This is a genomic window from Thermocoleostomius sinensis A174, assembly GCF_026802175.1.
Lineage (GTDB): Bacteria > Cyanobacteriota > Cyanobacteriia > Elainellales > Elainellaceae > Thermocoleostomius > Thermocoleostomius sinensis.
Map to the genome: position 1 here is coordinate 5,203,598 of NZ_CP113797.1, position 13,960 is coordinate 5,217,557.

At 44.6% G+C, this 13,960-nt stretch carries 19 protein-coding genes; 8 read left to right on the forward strand and 11 right to left on the reverse strand.

Annotation, left to right across the window (positions count from 1 at the left end; genetic code table 11):
• The first annotated feature begins 207 nt into the window (after positions 1-207).
• The 5 genes from OXH18_RS22460 to OXH18_RS22480 all read left to right on the forward strand — a co-directional run bounded on the left by OXH18_RS22460 (position 208) and on the right by OXH18_RS22480 (position 4,091).
• On the forward strand, positions 208-768 hold the full coding sequence (locus OXH18_RS22460; RefSeq protein ID WP_268609718.1) for a hypothetical protein: 561 nt from the start codon (positions 208-210) through the stop codon (positions 766-768).
• 437 nt (positions 769-1,205) lie between these two features.
• Positions 1,206-1,829 (forward strand): hypothetical protein, encoded by a 624-nt coding sequence (locus tag OXH18_RS22465; protein WP_268609720.1) that lies wholly within the window; start codon positions 1,206-1,208, stop codon positions 1,827-1,829.
• Between the two features lie 425 nt (positions 1,830-2,254).
• The gene (locus tag OXH18_RS22470) at positions 2,255-2,533 is read left to right on the forward strand and encodes a hypothetical protein (RefSeq protein WP_268609721.1); all 279 of its coding nucleotides are present in this window, start codon (positions 2,255-2,257) and stop codon (positions 2,531-2,533) included.
• Positions 2,534-2,548: 15 nt separating this feature from the next.
• Positions 2,549-2,953 carry a type II toxin-antitoxin system VapC family toxin gene (locus OXH18_RS22475; protein WP_268609723.1) on the forward strand — a complete coding sequence of 135 codons (405 nt, stop codon included), beginning with the start codon at positions 2,549-2,551 and terminating at the stop codon, positions 2,951-2,953.
• Between the two features lie 346 nt (positions 2,954-3,299).
• Complete coding sequence (locus OXH18_RS22480) at positions 3,300-4,091, forward strand: IS5 family transposase (protein ID WP_268607476.1); 792 nt, start codon at positions 3,300-3,302, stop codon at positions 4,089-4,091.
• 10 nt (positions 4,092-4,101) lie between these two features.
• Here the strand turns inward: OXH18_RS22480 and OXH18_RS22485 are convergent, their stop codons facing one another.
• The 11 genes from OXH18_RS22485 to OXH18_RS22535 all read right to left on the reverse strand — a co-directional run bounded on the left by OXH18_RS22485 (position 4,102) and on the right by OXH18_RS22535 (position 11,276).
• Positions 4,102-4,281, reverse strand: a complete 180-nt coding sequence (locus OXH18_RS22485; protein WP_268609724.1) for a hypothetical protein — start codon at positions 4,279-4,281, stop codon at positions 4,102-4,104.
• A gap of 502 nt (positions 4,282-4,783) precedes the next feature.
• On the reverse strand, positions 4,784-5,575 hold the full coding sequence (locus OXH18_RS22490; protein ID WP_268609725.1) for a family 2 glycosyl transferase: 792 nt from the start codon (positions 5,573-5,575) through the stop codon (positions 4,784-4,786).
• 237 nt (positions 5,576-5,812) lie between these two features.
• Complete coding sequence (locus OXH18_RS22495) at positions 5,813-6,382, reverse strand: hypothetical protein (RefSeq protein ID WP_268609727.1); 570 nt, start codon at positions 6,380-6,382, stop codon at positions 5,813-5,815.
• Between the two features lie 214 nt (positions 6,383-6,596).
• On the reverse strand, positions 6,597-7,256 hold the full coding sequence (locus tag OXH18_RS22500; RefSeq protein ID WP_268609728.1) for an ankyrin repeat domain-containing protein: 660 nt from the start codon (positions 7,254-7,256) through the stop codon (positions 6,597-6,599).
• A 127-nt stretch (positions 7,257-7,383) separates the two neighbouring features.
• Positions 7,384-8,175, reverse strand: a complete 792-nt coding sequence (locus OXH18_RS22505; protein ID WP_268607476.1) for an IS5 family transposase — start codon at positions 8,173-8,175, stop codon at positions 7,384-7,386.
• A gap of 180 nt (positions 8,176-8,355) precedes the next feature.
• Positions 8,356-8,625: a ParE family toxin-like protein gene (locus tag OXH18_RS22510; protein WP_268607707.1), complete on the reverse strand. Its 270-nt coding sequence runs from the start codon at positions 8,623-8,625 to the stop codon at positions 8,356-8,358.
• Positions 8,622-8,840, reverse strand: a complete 219-nt coding sequence (locus tag OXH18_RS22515; protein WP_268607708.1) for a hypothetical protein — start codon at positions 8,838-8,840, stop codon at positions 8,622-8,624. The genes OXH18_RS22510 and OXH18_RS22515 overlap by 4 nt, the downstream gene beginning before the upstream one ends.
• A gap of 30 nt (positions 8,841-8,870) precedes the next feature.
• Entirely contained in the window at positions 8,871-9,341 is a 471-nt protein-coding gene (locus OXH18_RS22520) for a hypothetical protein (protein ID WP_268607709.1), read from the reverse strand.
• Between the two features lie 162 nt (positions 9,342-9,503).
• The gene (locus tag OXH18_RS22525; RefSeq protein WP_268609729.1) at positions 9,504-9,851 is read right to left on the reverse strand and encodes a hypothetical protein; all 348 of its coding nucleotides are present in this window, start codon (positions 9,849-9,851) and stop codon (positions 9,504-9,506) included.
• 32 nt (positions 9,852-9,883) lie between these two features.
• Entirely contained in the window at positions 9,884-10,411 is a 528-nt protein-coding gene (locus tag OXH18_RS22530; RefSeq protein ID WP_268609730.1) for a DUF6232 family protein, read from the reverse strand.
• A 73-nt stretch (positions 10,412-10,484) separates the two neighbouring features.
• Entirely contained in the window at positions 10,485-11,276 is a 792-nt protein-coding gene (locus OXH18_RS22535) for an IS5 family transposase (protein ID WP_268607476.1), read from the reverse strand.
• 495 nt (positions 11,277-11,771) lie between these two features.
• On the opposite strand from OXH18_RS22535, the gene OXH18_RS22540 reads away from it, so the two are divergent.
• The 3 genes from OXH18_RS22540 to OXH18_RS25395 all read left to right on the forward strand — a co-directional run bounded on the left by OXH18_RS22540 (position 11,772) and on the right by OXH18_RS25395 (position 13,857).
• Positions 11,772-12,011, forward strand: coding sequence for a hypothetical protein (locus tag OXH18_RS22540; RefSeq protein ID WP_268609731.1), 240 nt, complete (start codon positions 11,772-11,774; stop codon positions 12,009-12,011).
• A gap of 240 nt (positions 12,012-12,251) precedes the next feature.
• The gene (gene pstS, locus OXH18_RS22545; protein WP_268609732.1) at positions 12,252-13,391 is read left to right on the forward strand and encodes a phosphate ABC transporter substrate-binding protein PstS; all 1,140 of its coding nucleotides are present in this window, start codon (positions 12,252-12,254) and stop codon (positions 13,389-13,391) included.
• A gap of 352 nt (positions 13,392-13,743) precedes the next feature.
• Complete coding sequence (locus OXH18_RS25395; protein ID WP_315874782.1) at positions 13,744-13,857, forward strand: DUF2949 domain-containing protein; 114 nt, start codon at positions 13,744-13,746, stop codon at positions 13,855-13,857.
• The last annotated feature ends 103 nt before the right edge of the window (positions 13,858-13,960 follow it).

Sequence of the window (13,960 nt, forward strand, 5' to 3'; positions counted from 1 at the left end):
ACGGAGGTTATCGGTGAGTGTTCGAGGTTATCTGCCGCCGCACAACTTCACCGTTAGCTAGCTTAGTTTTTCTACGAACGTGACGTGCACCAAGTCTTCACAATCATGAAAAGAGAAAGTAAATTTTACTCCTCACTAGTGATTTTTAGAGATAAGGAAGAGAAATAAGTGTGATTATGAGGTAAATGCGATATAAGGCAAGTAATAATGCAAAGAGCTGTTTTGTGTAAGGCGACTGATTTTGCTGCTAAGAGGATACTAAGCAGCAGTCTGGTTCTTAAATCAGGAGCTCTTATTTTGGGTAGCTTAGCTAGTATTTTTCTACTACCCAGTCATCCGGCAGTGAGCCAAAGTCGTATTTTCCATGGCGTTCAAGTCTCCCAAGATTTCGACACAAGTTCCGATTTAGCAGACTTGATCAGAGAAACGATTACAGGACAAGGATTTTCTGAAATTCGATTAGGCCAATGGGTAGTGGTTCCTGGAAGTAGAGATAACTACTACACATATGAGGTGCAGGAACTTACGGTGCAGTCAACATTCCAAACTTATGTGATCTTTCTGCTTACTGATTCCACATCCAATAATCCTAAACATGTTTCGTTTGGGGTTGATTGCACTGATAACAAGCTTAGACCAGTAAGATATCGTGTGTTTTCCAATAGAGGCAACACCTTAACTAATCAGTCAGTTAATGAGCCTTGGACTGCTCCATACAATGATTTTTGGCAAGACTTAGTTGATAGGGTTTGCAGCCTAGGAAGCTAGCCAGGTACTTAATGCACTCTAAATTTTTTGTCGCATCCAATAGGTATCATTTCATCTAACAGACAATTATCGCTTCGATGCAAAATATTTATGGCTGTTCGTCTTCTTCCCAACATCTTTAACAGGTCAATGAAGCAGCGGTTTGAAGATTCTTGCTTGGCTTTAGTTCACTCATCGCTGCTTATCTTGTTCGTTAGCTGGCTGAAGTAAATGGAAAATCTTGGGAGTTTATGTCTGCATCTCAATGACATAAAATTTTATAGGTATGCTCAATGTATACAATCTCATAGAAATTTCACGAGACATTGCCAAAGAGTTTGATTATTCTAGTATCGTAAAGCTATATTATTAACAAGAGAATTTTATTGGGGCTGCGTGGCTATTTTCACTTTGAAGCACATCTCCGTTTTGCTTGTTTACCTCAATTCTTGTTATTTTTGACACTGTCATTGCTATTTATTAGTTTCCTTGTCTTTCTTGCCATCATTGCATACATACCTTGGTATTTAGGCAAATTAGGAGACACAATTTTAGATTGGCTAATGACGATATCCGAATCAAATAGGAGCGGATATAATTTTCTAAGCTTTATTTTTTTGCCTCCTGTTATTTTTTATGGCTATTTATTGGCGATATTTCTAGTAAGTGTACCTGGTCTTTTAGGATTTGCTGATTTTTTTGATTGTCCTGGCTTTCAAAAAGCAGTATCATCGAATCTTAATACAGCATTTGCACTACGCTCTTACATTCGTTTTAAGTTGCCCTTTAAAGTAATCGCCTTTGCACCTCTTATGATGCATTTGTATGGTACTTTTCTGATTTTACTTACCGCTTCTTTGGGAGTTGTAATAACTTTTATTCCACACCAGATTGGCAAACTGGGGCATATACTCTTGAATTTAGCCCTTCGCCTGTCTGATTTTGACGACTCTAAACTCGATTTTTTGACTTTAACATTTTTGCCTCTTGCAATTTATGGAATTTGTATTCTTGCCATAATTATTTTAATAATTCCTGTCATATTGTTTGCTATGTTGGATATTTTAGTTGATTCTATTTAAATGTTTTTTGCTATTTATCAAAGTCACTTCTTTGTTTTCTAATGCTTCTAGTGAAATAGGACTAGGATGCGCTAGCGTAAATGTAACAAATCATGGTCTAAAAGATGTGTTAAGCGAAGCCTTAACACATCCTGCCAACTACAAGCTCAACACCATCACCAAGATTTGCACAGTGGCAGGGGTTACATCCCAATCGGCTTTGCAAACCTCAATTCTGGCAATAGTAATGGTTTCGCTCATGATCTACACATTAACCGATTCAGAGTACTCAAATCCCGATTTCTTCGTTAACCCCTGAAACAGGTGCAATTACCAAGTACAATCCATCGGTGGTTAACGATGCATTCAGTCAGGTTAGCGATTCGGGTGTCTTTTATGGGAGGCTATAATAGCTTTATGTTGCTTAAGTTGCTTGGAATACGTATATGAGCCAGCAGTTGACTCTAGAAATCAGTGATGAGGTCTACGCTGACTTGCAGCGTAAGGCCAGTGCAGTAGGCATCTCTATAACGGAGTGGATAGTGACCATTCTCAGCAGGCAGAGTACCGTAGCTAGCAGGGTGGCACTGTCCCCAGAGCAACAAGAGCAGGCACGGCAGAAGTTTAAGAGTCATGCAGGGGTAATCAGTTTAGGGTACGCAACGGGTATAGACAACGAAGCAATTGATGCAGACCTTGCCAAAGCTTATACCGATGAGTATTAGCGGCGGGGTTATTTTGTGCTTTTAGATACATCTGGCTTGCTGTGCTACTTGCATCGTGATGAGCCGCAGCATGAGAAAGCTGTACAACTTGTCGATGATTCAACCAGTGGGCTTCTGACTCACAGCCATGTCCTGGCTGAGTTGGTGGCCCTTGCCCTCATTCGTCGCTTTCCTCGGGCTAAGGTTTTAGCGTTTGTAGTTGACTTGGTTGATAACCCGGACATTGAAACGGTTTGGGTTGATGAGCAACTGCACCGAGAGGCTATGCAGCTTTTGCTTGCTCGGCAGGACAAGGGGTATTCCTTATGCGATGCGGTCAGCTTTATTCTGATGCGCCAGCGGGGAATAACCGATGCATTGACGACAGATCGCCATTTTGAGCAGGAGAGATTTATTAGACTCCTGCCGCCAGCTAGCTAACACTGCGTTGGTGCGGACGGTAAAGAGGTTGTCGGTGGGTGTTCAAGGTGATCTACCGCCGCACAACTTCACCGTTAGCCTGCTTTAACTCCAGTTAGGGCAGTACACCCCAAAACGTTTTATGAGGTGCTTTATGGCAAATGGTTAGGTCTCTATTTTTCGTAAGTACCCTTGAGGGTACTATTGCATTCTAATTATGTTGTCTAAAATTGATTTGCTTGCCCTGATATCTAGCAAAATTGGTTGATTCCACCTTAGAGGGTGTTTGAGAAGCCAGGAAGGTCGTAAAAAAGCTCACTCAGTGTAGGCTGCGAATAGCAAATATCTACAGCCCTGAGTGAGTCAGATGAGTAAAGCATATCCCAGTAACCTAACCCGCGCCCAATATGAGGTTTTGAGTGAATTAATTCCAGCAGCAAAGCCAGGTGGTCGTCCTCGCAGCGTTGACCTGTGGGAGGTGCTCAATGCCATGCTCTATGTTCTGGTTGAAGGCTGTCGTTGGCGTTCTTTACCTGGTGATTTCCCAGCCTGGCAGACGGTGTACACGTACTTCCGCAACTGGCGATTGGACGGCACCTGGATTTCCATTCATGACCAGTTGCACCAGTGGGTTCGCATCGATGCGCAACGCTATCCTAGTCCATCAGAAGCGATCATCGATAGCCAAAGCATCAAGAGTGCAGCAGGAGTTCATCAACAAGTTGGCTTTGATGGAGGCAAGCTGATTACAGGACGCAAACGATTTTTAACGGTGGATACGTTAGGACTGGTTTTGCGGGTGTTTGTGAGTGCGGCAAACCTGGGGGAACGCGAAGGGGGCAAACGTGTCCTCAAACGAGTCAAACGGATGAAGAAAAAGGTTTCACGCTTAATCACCATTTGGGTAGACGGCGGGTTCGATGGCGCCCCTTTTCTGATGTGGGTGATGGATGTTTGTCGTTGGATTGTGCAAGTTGTACTGCGACCTGAGCAAACCAAAGGCTTTAGCTTGCTCAAAAAGAGGTGGGTGGTAGAACGAACTTTTGGTTGGCTAATGGGATGCAGACGGTTGGTCAGAGACTATGAATTATTACCAGAGACATCAGAAACCTTGATCTACCTTGCCATGATTCGGATTATGGTGAGGCGGTTGGCATAAATTTGACACCTCAAATCTTTTCAAACACCCTCTTAGATGGATTAAAAGGAACATAGCCACCTAAAACAGATGCAACTTTATCGATCGCAGTATCTGTAAACGATAGATTTAGCTTTCTTGAGTAGTTACTTTCTGTTTGTTCTTCCTCCAATGAAAAATTATTCATAGGAGTAGCAGTAGTTTGAGACACACTTAAAGAAGTACCGCACTTAAGACACTTGCTTTTATTTCTAATTACGTAGCTGCTGCACGCTAGACACTTGACTTGCTGCTCACAACTAACGCAGAAGTTATACGCCTCATCAATTAGAACATCACAGTGCGGGCAATTCGGCACAGTCAGGTCTTCCCAAATTCTCTCGGCAATTCATCGCTAGTATACCCGTGCTTCTTATACAACGCCCACCTATTTGGGGACATTTGCCCCTAAATCAACTTCAAAACACTAACCCACTCAAAACATAGGGGGAACGGAATCTGAGTTCTAACCAACGAAACATCTGTTACGCCCTAACCAAGGGCTAAGCGGCATAACGTTGCCCATCACCCGCCGCAGACAACCTCTGAATCATAACCGATCAACCTTCCGGCGGTCGGTGTGCATGGGTGTTGTTAGCCAATATGCATTCCCATCCTGACATTGAAATGTCAAAAAGACATATCTCAGCTATGAAATGTCAAAAAGACATATCTCAGCTATTTTCCCTTGCATGAGTGCTAATGGAGCTGGGTCGCTGTCCCCATGATTTGAGCCAAACGTATTCTTCTTGCCTTGTAGCCAACCAAATACACCAAGTTAGAAGAGTAATTTGCCTAAGAATTGGCAAACTCGCAAAACTTACAATCCTTGCCTTTCGCTTTTTAGATGGCGTGTTTGAACTAAGGCTACCAGAGCGGACACGATATTTTAAGAGTACTTTAGGGCACCTAGATTTGCGAACGGCATCCTTCGTTCGTATCCACCACTCACCATCCTCCACTGACGGTAGTGAGTCTTGAAATGGGTATTGCTTCATTATTTCAGTACGTACCAACCATGAAGAAGGCATGGGGATATTGCGTGCTAGGGTAAATGCGCATAGCTTACCATCTTCATTGATGAGGGCGTGATCAGCACCTACGAAATCACTTTTTGTAGCGTCTGCCCAACGCCTCTGGATGAAAGTCTTACCTGTACACCACACATCATCACCATCACAGTAAGCGACCCAATGCATCCTGACAAAATTTAGAGCGTGATTCCGAACTGCTCCTAGAAAAGCCATTGGCATATGTACTATTTCCAATCTTGGATCTTCCTTGAGACTACCGAGAATCCTATCTAACCAAGCATTCTTCTCCTCAATACAAAGGATAATTTGACCGATGCTTGGGTCTGTAAGCGTTGCTTCTAATGTTTCCAATAAAAACGGCTCTTCACCATCTGTCATGGCTGTGATTATTGCTGCTACATCTTGATGATTGTTTTGATGCTCGTCAGGCATACCTACCATCTCCATATCAACACAGATTATCCTAGCGAAAGAAAAATTACGAAAGTATAAATAGTTACGAAAAATCACACTTTCTTTAAAGTTGGAGTGACGTGTAACATCTCATCTATAAGGAACAGCCCAACAGAGAGCTTGCTGGCTAACGGCACAGTTGAGCCGCCGCAGATATCCTTGAACACTCACCAGCAGTCTTGATGCGGTCGGCTCCAACGAAGGGTTGGACTGCGCTCACTTACTTTGAGTAAGCTTACCAAGCAATGTTGCATGTTTAGCTTTCAAAAATTCAAAAGTCTCTATCACTTCCCTTTCAAAATCAACAGGCCAATTAATTTTTGAATGCCATGAATACTCAACACCTTCTTCTTTCCATCGCTTATGTTGAATTGACCATGAGTTTTGATGATCCAGGAAAGCGACATAGCTATCTGGAAAACGAGTTCCTTCAATTAAATGCGTTTTAGACGTTAGTAGTTCTTTAATCTGCTCATTTCTAGGTAAAAAAGCTTTTTCAGCCCAAAACAGCCAAGTTTTTAGCTCTTGTTCAGGAAGCGGCTTACCTTTTATAAAAACATAATCCCTTTTTAGGGTATCAAGGAGATCTTGGTACGTCCGACGAGCTTCATAAATAAGAAAAGCCATTGGACCATACAATTCTTCAAGCTGTCTCTCCACGTGCTTTAAAGAAGCTTCAGTTCTTTGCCTTACACGATCGCGCCGATCAGTAAGCACATGATTGACCATCCATCCAACAGCACTAACAGCACCAGCTATCAAAGCAACAACTACTGAGGTATCCATACACGTTATCGATTATCCTTGCTGCCCAGTTCCACATCATTGAAATGATTTAACATAGCTTTCCCACTAGCAAATTTGAAATACTGTCTCGACCCGAAAGTAAAGCAGTCCAACGTTCGTGCTCACCGGACGCAGACAACCTTTGCGACTCAGCCAATCAGCTTGGAGCGTTCCGGTGCAGCGCGGTTGTTAGGTTGCGGCTACACCCGTAGGTTTAAACAAAACCTTCATCAACTAATTTTCCCTCCTTGCTAGTAATCTCATGACGCTGCCCTGATCCACCAACAACACGACACCAACTCTCAGAAATCAACTTTGCATTTTTCCCCTCACCATCAATCCAATAACTAAACCCACCATACATGCCAGGAACTGGAAACCACATTCGAGGTTGTTCTAGTTCTAGCAACGGTTCTAACTCTGGGAGCCTCAGCCTAGATTTTTGAACCAAATCACCTGCTCTACTGAGAATAATTTCGTGGAAGTTAGTTTGAATTTTTTGAAGTATTGTATGAGAAATATGTGTTTTGTAGACTGGCTCTAGTAAATGAACCAAGCTCTGATATCCCTTTCTCTTTGCAATATCCACTGCTCTTTCATCATCAGCATTCCGTAACGTCCGCCATGCTCCCATGCCTAACATTTTCTGTACTACTTCTCCTGGCGCATTTCCATGTGCAGCTTGATGGAGAGGAGTGTATAGCGATCGCCCATCAGGACGAGTCACATTGATCAAATCTGGACGCCCATTAAGAATTTCAAGGGTTTTCTTCCAGTGATATTGTTTTGCGGCATCTGCAAGTGCATGGCGAATCACAACCTCATCGTCCTGAAGCGCCTCTGATTTAGTGATACCGTCCCATTCAGCAGTCATTGCCCTAAGCCCTTAACTAAATCAACTATAAAACTTCCATTTTTCACAGGAAGCTTTCAAACCGTTGTTCCCCCAGATAACGCAAAGCAACCTAAGAGGGTGTTTGAAAAGATTTGAGGTGTCAAATTTATGCCAACCGCCTCACCATAATCCGAATCATGGCAAGGTAGATCAAGGTTTCTGATGTCTCTGGTAATAATTCATAGTCTCTGACCAACCGTCTGCATCCCATTAGCCAACCAAAAGTTCGTTCTACCACCCACCTCTTTTTGAGCAAGCTAAAGCCTTTGGTTTGCTCAGGTCGCAGTACAACTTGCACAATCCAACGACAAACATCCATCACCCACATCAGAAAAGGGGCGCCATCGAACCCGCCGTCTACCCAAATGGTGATTAAGCGTGAAACCTTTTTCTTCATCCGTTTGACTCGTTTGAGGACACGTTTGCCCCCTTCGCGTTCCCCCAGGTTTGCCGCACTCACAAACACCCGCAAAACCAGTCCTAACGTATCCACCGTTAAAAATCGTTTGCGTCCTGTAATCAGCTTGCCTCCATCAAAGCCAACTTGTTGATGAACTCCTGCTGCACTCTTGATGCTTTGGCTATCGATGATCGCTTCTGATGGACTAGGATAGCGTTGCGCATCGATGCGAACCCACTGGTGCAACTGGTCATGAATGGAAATCCAGGTGCCGTCCAATCGCCAGTTGCGGAAGTACGTGTACACCGTCTGCCAGGCTGGGAAATCACCAGGTAAAGAACGCCAACGACAGCCTTCAACCAGAACATAGAGCATGGCATTGAGCACCTCCCACAGGTCAACGCTGCGAGGACGACCACCTGGCTTTGCTGCTGGAATTAATTCACTCAAAACCTCATATTGGGCGCGGGTTAGGTTACTGGGATATGCTTTACTCATCTGACTCACTCAGGGCTGTAGATATTTGCTATTCGCAGCCTACACTGAGTGAGCTTTTTTACGACCTTCCTGGCTTCTCAAACACCCTCTAACGTTCCCAATCACCCGCCGCAGACAACCTCGAACACTTACAGACAGACTTTCGGCGGTCGGGTGCATTGGGGTTGTTATGCCGTGCTGCTACAACTGCTCCAACAATCTGTCGTATTCTGCGTGAGAACCTACCCAAAACCAAATCACTGTATCTCCATCTAATTGCCCAACCGCTCGATAACTTTTGCTAATACGGGCAGAGTAGATCGGCAACACCGGATGAACCTTCTTGAAGCGTAGACTTGGATAGCTTGAGTCTTCCTTAAACTGACGATACGCTGCACGGGCTTGCTCTTGAACCTGTCTAGGTAAATTAGCGAATAGTTTACGAAACTCGGTAGTAGTGCGCGATTTCACAGTGTCTCTGGGTCAAGTTCTTGGGTTTGACCTGCATGATATTCAGCTATTGCAGAAGCAGCCAGTTTTGCAAGAATATTCGGTGAGCGAGAGAATGATTCATCCCAACGCCGATCGTCCTCTATCTCTTCCAAAATCATTGCAGCGATCGCATCCTGTTCGCTTTCAGGTAAGGCTTGTAACCTGGCGATTGCTCGTTCAAGCAACTCAGTCATCGCTACTCCACTCAGCACTTCATACTTACCCTATCTATTATCGCTGCTCTCAGGTAGAGTGAGCATAGCCCGAACACGCTCTTGAAATGCGGGCAAACCGCCCTGATTTTGCCAGTGTTGCTGAAAAGTGGGCATTGTTTCCAGAAACATCACGTCGCCACCCTGAAGCCTAACTGGGTAACCAAATACTTCATCCGCTTTTGCAGAATTAGGGAGATTATTCCAATCAATTACCCAAAGCACTTCAACGATTCGATAGATATTGAAATCACCTTGCCACTTTTCACGTTCTGGCTTGTAATCAAGTACTTCTACAAGGTGCGTAACATAGCCACCTTGCCGAAGTAATATTAGATCTCCTCGCTGTGGTTTGCTGGCATTACCTTCGTCATCTTTCCAAGCCAACTTAAAGAGGCTTCCAGGCTTAAAAACTTGGTAAGCCCAAGACTCCTGACCCATTGGTTTGATATTCTTCGTCCACTTCAGGTTTTGTAAGTTCATGTATTGACTTCAACTTGAACACTAACAAGTTAACTTTCGGTTACGTCCTAACCAAGGACTAAGCGGCATAACGGCAAAGCTCACTGGCTGCCGATACCCTTTGCACCCTTGCCAGCACAAACCAGCAGTCCAGTGCAGCGCAGTGTTAGCCTGCGGAACTAACTAGGGTTCAGCTTCAATCCAACCCCTTACGATCTCTATCGGTACGCTAACAAATGGGTTGTTAGTCAGCACCTTGACGAGTTCATATCCACCTGCTTTTGCAGAACTTAGAAAACGGGCTTTCAGAGTTGGGTTCTCCCTCATCTTTTGTTGAAGCTCCATTTGGAAAACAGTTTGTTTCTGAATTTCTGATGCTTTGGGATATTTTTGCTGCAATTGATCCAAGATCTCTGCCACAACCTCAGCAACATTCTGATCTGCTGAATCAATATGATTGTGAATAACAGAGTTGTCTCTGTTTGCCGTTCCCTTAAATGAACCACCAACGTTAATAGATCTATTTTGCATCTCTATTCAACTCCCTGTTACTTTCGAGTTCCCTAATTAATTCGATTGTTGTCACCTGTTACGGCATTACCACTCATGTCTCCTCCAACTCTAATAGAGTTGTCTTGCCGCAGATCGAAAGTGTAAGAGGATAAACTTATAAGATCATCCATATAGTCATGTATCTTTTGAGAAATTTCTCTCAGAAAAGCTTCGTTTCGACTGATCAGTAATGCCTTGCTTGAGGAAGCGGTTTCTAATATAAGAGCATATTCTTTTGGTTTCATCTCTCGTTCTAGGACGATCAGAACCACCAAGACAATCAATATGAGTAAAGCATATTGCCAATAGGCTGCAATAAATCCAATTACAAGAAGTCCAATGAATGCTGCACCACCAGAATCTGCATTACTCGATTTGTTATTGTTTTGAGAAGAACCTTCAGGTAATCGAAAGAAATACTTAGGTTTGATCTTGTGTACTCCGACCCTCGTAATGTTGCGTAGCTGGTAGGTTTGGTCACCTAGCCTTATTACGTTTCTTGTGATTTTCAGTTCATCTGGCTTGTCTTCTCGCAGCATATTAGTTGTGATAAGTGATTGCTATATTTACTCGAATCTAAGAGGGTGTTTGAAAAGATTTGAGGTGTCAAATTTATGCCAACCGCCTCACCATAATCCGAATCATGGCAAGGTAGATCAAGGTTTCTGATGTCTCTGGTAATAATTCATAGTCTCTGACCAACCGTCTGCATCCCATTAGCCAACCAAAAGTTCGTTCTACCACCCACCTCTTTTTGAGCAAGCTAAAGCCTTTGGTTTGCTCAGGTCGCAGTACAACTTGCACAATCCAACGACAAACATCCATCACCCACATCAGAAAAGGGGCGCCATCGAACCCGCCGTCTACCCAAATGGTGATTAAGCGTGAAACCTTTTTCTTCATCCGTTTGACTCGTTTGAGGACACGTTTGCCCCCTTCGCGTTCCCCCAGGTTTGCCGCACTCACAAACACCCGCAAAACCAGTCCTAACGTATCCACCGTTAAAAATCGTTTGCGTCCTGTAATCAGCTTGCCTCCATCAAAGCCAACTTGTTGATGAACTCCTGCTGCACTCTTGATGCTTTGGCTATCGATGATCGCTTCTGATGGACTAGGATAGCGTTGCGCATCGATGCGAACCCACTGGTGCAACTGGTCATGAATGGAAATCCAGGTGCCGTCCAATCGCCAGTTGCGGAAGTACGTGTACACCGTCTGCCAGGCTGGGAAATCACCAGGTAAAGAACGCCAACGACAGCCTTCAACCAGAACATAGAGCATGGCATTGAGCACCTCCCACAGGTCAACGCTGCGAGGACGACCACCTGGCTTTGCTGCTGGAATTAATTCACTCAAAACCTCATATTGGGCGCGGGTTAGGTTACTGGGATATGCTTTACTCATCTGACTCACTCAGGGCTGTAGATATTTGCTATTCGCAGCCTACACTGAGTGAGCTTTTTTACGACCTTCCTGGCTTCTCAAACACCCTCTAAGCTCTCATCTACGCTATTGATGCATTGAGATTGCAATTCATCATTCCAACTGCAAAATGCAGCGGATGTCGTTAAAAAACGATTGAAAGTGCCGAAGCTGCCGTTGGAGAAGCGACTGCTACACGAGTTGGCAGACCGGGGGCGATCGCCGTCACCAGGTTGACCACCCCGACTAAACCCGTCAACATTACGATGCCTACGGGATGGCCGGACGACACTGGGTCAGGACACGGTTTAACTATGCCACGATCGCGGCTCAGACACAAAAACTCTATCGATCGCTGCTTTCAGAACCGCTTGGGGAGATGTTATGCGATTAAGATCGTGAATCTGATTAAGATTTCTTAGAAAACTTAAAATTGCTCAAATTTCAGAAAAACGTGAATGACAAGGAGCGTACGCGATGAAAGCCATCACGAATCTGGTTACAATGGTTATGCTACTGGGAATGCTGAATCTCGGCGCAGTTATACCTGCCGCTGCTGACTCATTACTTGCTGAAGAATCGGTAATTGAAGCGAGTGATTTTAATTCAAGTTCGGCTTTTTCTGCGGTGATATTGCTCAACTGCAAAGGGTTGCTAACCAGCTTCAGCAGACCTGGGGTCCGCTTCGCCCTGCGATTCAAGCCTACGGTAACGTAGATCTGCTGCAAAAGGGAGACACCTTAGTTTCGCTGGTGGCCATGTCACGCTATTGCCATTGAGCTAACGCAACTTTGCCATAGTTTCTCAGTACCTTTAGTCCTATTCAAACAAAATATCCTATTGCCAACCTGGCTAATACTGCATTTTGACTACGAAACAAACTGACTACCGAACCAAAACATTGTTTTGTCATGATTCAGCGTGTTTCAGCTTATTTTTCACCACTGGAGAATTCCTATGGTTACACGTACAATGTCCAAACGTTCTACTCGGTTTCTAGTCTTTGCATCTGCAACCGCTCTAATGGTTAGTTTAGTATCCTGTTCAACTCCGAATCAAGCGAGCAATCCGACCACAGCGACAAAAGTATCTCCGCAAGCATCCCCCAGCACACTCGCTTTAACTCAAGAAGTGATGCTGAATGGTTCTGGTGCCTCGTTTCCCGCTCCGCTTTATCAACGTTGGTTTCATGATCTCAATCAGCGCAATCCCAATCTGAAGGTCAATTATCTCAGTGTCGGCAGTGGTGCTGGGGTTGAGCAATTTACAAAGAAAACCGTTGATTTTGGAGCCAGCGATGTTGCCATGACCGATGAGGAGATTGCGGCGGTGAATGGTGATGTGCTGATGTTGCCCATGACCGCAGGCAGCGTGGTGTTGGCTTATAACATTTCAGGCGTTCAGGGTGAATTGAAGCTTCCCCGTGAAGTCTATACAGATATTTTCTTGGGCAAGATTACAAACTGGAACGACCCAGCGATCGCCAAAGCCAATCCAACCCTCACACTACCCAATCTGCCCATTACTGTTGTTCACCGCTCAGATGGTAGCGGTACTACAGGTGTGTTTACTCAGCATTTGAGTGCGATTAGTCCTGTCTGGAAACAACAGGTTGGCTCTGGTAAAAATGTGAACTGGCCCACAGGCATTGGCGCGCAAGGAAACGAAGGAGTAACCGCCCAAATTCAGCAAAACGAAGGGGCGATCGGTTATGTCGAATACGGCTATGCGAAGGAGAACGGTCTGCAAATGGCGGCATTACAGAACAAAGCTGGGAATTTTGTTAAACCGTCTGAACAATCAGCAGAAAAAGCCCTGGAAGCAGTGCATCTGCCCAATAACCTGCGAGCTTTTATTCCTGACCCAGAAGGTGCCAATTCCTACCCCATTGTGACCTATAGCTGGATGCTGGTACGAAAGCACTACAATAACCCCGACCAAGCAAAGGCGATTGAAGCCATGATTGAGTACGGTTTGACCAAAGGGCAAGATGAGAGCACTCAGCTTGGTTATGTACCGCTTCCGCATCGGGTTAAAGAGCAAGTTGCCGCTGTTGCTCAGGAGATCAGCCCCGACTATCACTTGGCACTGAAATAAATTTCGTTGTGAGCGATGGATAAGAGGCTTAGGGGCTGATCTTTGGATTAGCTCCTTTCTTGTCCCAGCGGCATGAACCCACAATGCACCAGGCAGTTGATTGCTCCAGTATCGCCCCAACCAGGAGAGGAATTCAGCAGCAAACAATCCAGACAGAGCCACAGCGAGAGCGTTTCTCCTACACTTTCAGATTATGCAGAACTGCAATATCACTGATACATCACTGCCACAGGAAAGAACTAGGATGCTGGAATTAAACTGAAAAGGACAAAATCTGATGAACGCTTCTCTTCATTCACAATTGATCTGCTTTTTAGAAAATGACCTTGGTATTCCAGCCAATGAAATTGCTATGGCTCTAAGACACCAGGACTGCGGAACTCAACTTCCTCTCATTCTCTGGCAGTATGGGTTTGTGACGCTCGAACAACTGGATCAAATTTTTAGTTGGCTGACGAGGGCTTGAACTGAGGATTCATGAAGAAAAAAAGAAAGCTGTCTGTGTCAGAAAGGCTAATCATCACACTGGGAATGTTACTTGGGATCGCCCGAATGGCAATATTTTCGAT

What these genes read in the sequence shown, in the direction of transcription:
- OXH18_RS22460 (WP_268609718.1), top strand. Translation starts at nt 208, where the DNA reads ATGCAAAGAGCTGTTTTGTGTAAGGCGACTGATTTTGCTGCTAAGAGG.
- OXH18_RS22470 (WP_268609721.1), top strand. Translation starts at nt 2,255, where the DNA reads ATGAGCCAGCAGTTGACTCTAGAAATCAGTGATGAGGTCTACGCTGAC.
- OXH18_RS22480 (WP_268607476.1), top strand. Translation starts at nt 3,300, where the DNA reads ATGAGTAAAGCATATCCCAGTAACCTAACCCGCGCCCAATATGAGGTT.
- OXH18_RS22490 (WP_268609725.1), bottom strand. Translation starts at nt 5,575, where the DNA reads ATGCCTGACGAGCATCAAAACAATCATCAAGATGTAGCAGCAATAATC.
- OXH18_RS22495 (WP_268609727.1), bottom strand. Translation starts at nt 6,382, where the DNA reads ATGGATACCTCAGTAGTTGTTGCTTTGATAGCTGGTGCTGTTAGTGCT.
- OXH18_RS22500 (WP_268609728.1), bottom strand. Translation starts at nt 7,256, where the DNA reads ATGACTGCTGAATGGGACGGTATCACTAAATCAGAGGCGCTTCAGGAC.
- OXH18_RS22505 (WP_268607476.1), bottom strand. Translation starts at nt 8,175, where the DNA reads ATGAGTAAAGCATATCCCAGTAACCTAACCCGCGCCCAATATGAGGTT.
- OXH18_RS22515 (WP_268607708.1), bottom strand. Translation starts at nt 8,840, where the DNA reads ATGACTGAGTTGCTTGAACGAGCAATCGCCAGGTTACAAGCCTTACCT.
- OXH18_RS22520 (WP_268607709.1), bottom strand. Translation starts at nt 9,341, where the DNA reads ATGAACTTACAAAACCTGAAGTGGACGAAGAATATCAAACCAATGGGT.
- OXH18_RS22525 (WP_268609729.1), bottom strand. Translation starts at nt 9,851, where the DNA reads ATGCAAAATAGATCTATTAACGTTGGTGGTTCATTTAAGGGAACGGCA.
- OXH18_RS22530 (WP_268609730.1), bottom strand. Translation starts at nt 10,411, where the DNA reads ATGCTGCGAGAAGACAAGCCAGATGAACTGAAAATCACAAGAAACGTA.
- OXH18_RS22535 (WP_268607476.1), bottom strand. Translation starts at nt 11,276, where the DNA reads ATGAGTAAAGCATATCCCAGTAACCTAACCCGCGCCCAATATGAGGTT.
- OXH18_RS22540 (WP_268609731.1), top strand. Translation starts at nt 11,772, where the DNA reads ATGAAAGCCATCACGAATCTGGTTACAATGGTTATGCTACTGGGAATG.
- pstS (WP_268609732.1), top strand. Translation starts at nt 12,252, where the DNA reads ATGGTTACACGTACAATGTCCAAACGTTCTACTCGGTTTCTAGTCTTT.
- OXH18_RS25395 (WP_315874782.1), top strand. Translation starts at nt 13,744, where the DNA reads ATGGCTCTAAGACACCAGGACTGCGGAACTCAACTTCCTCTCATTCTC.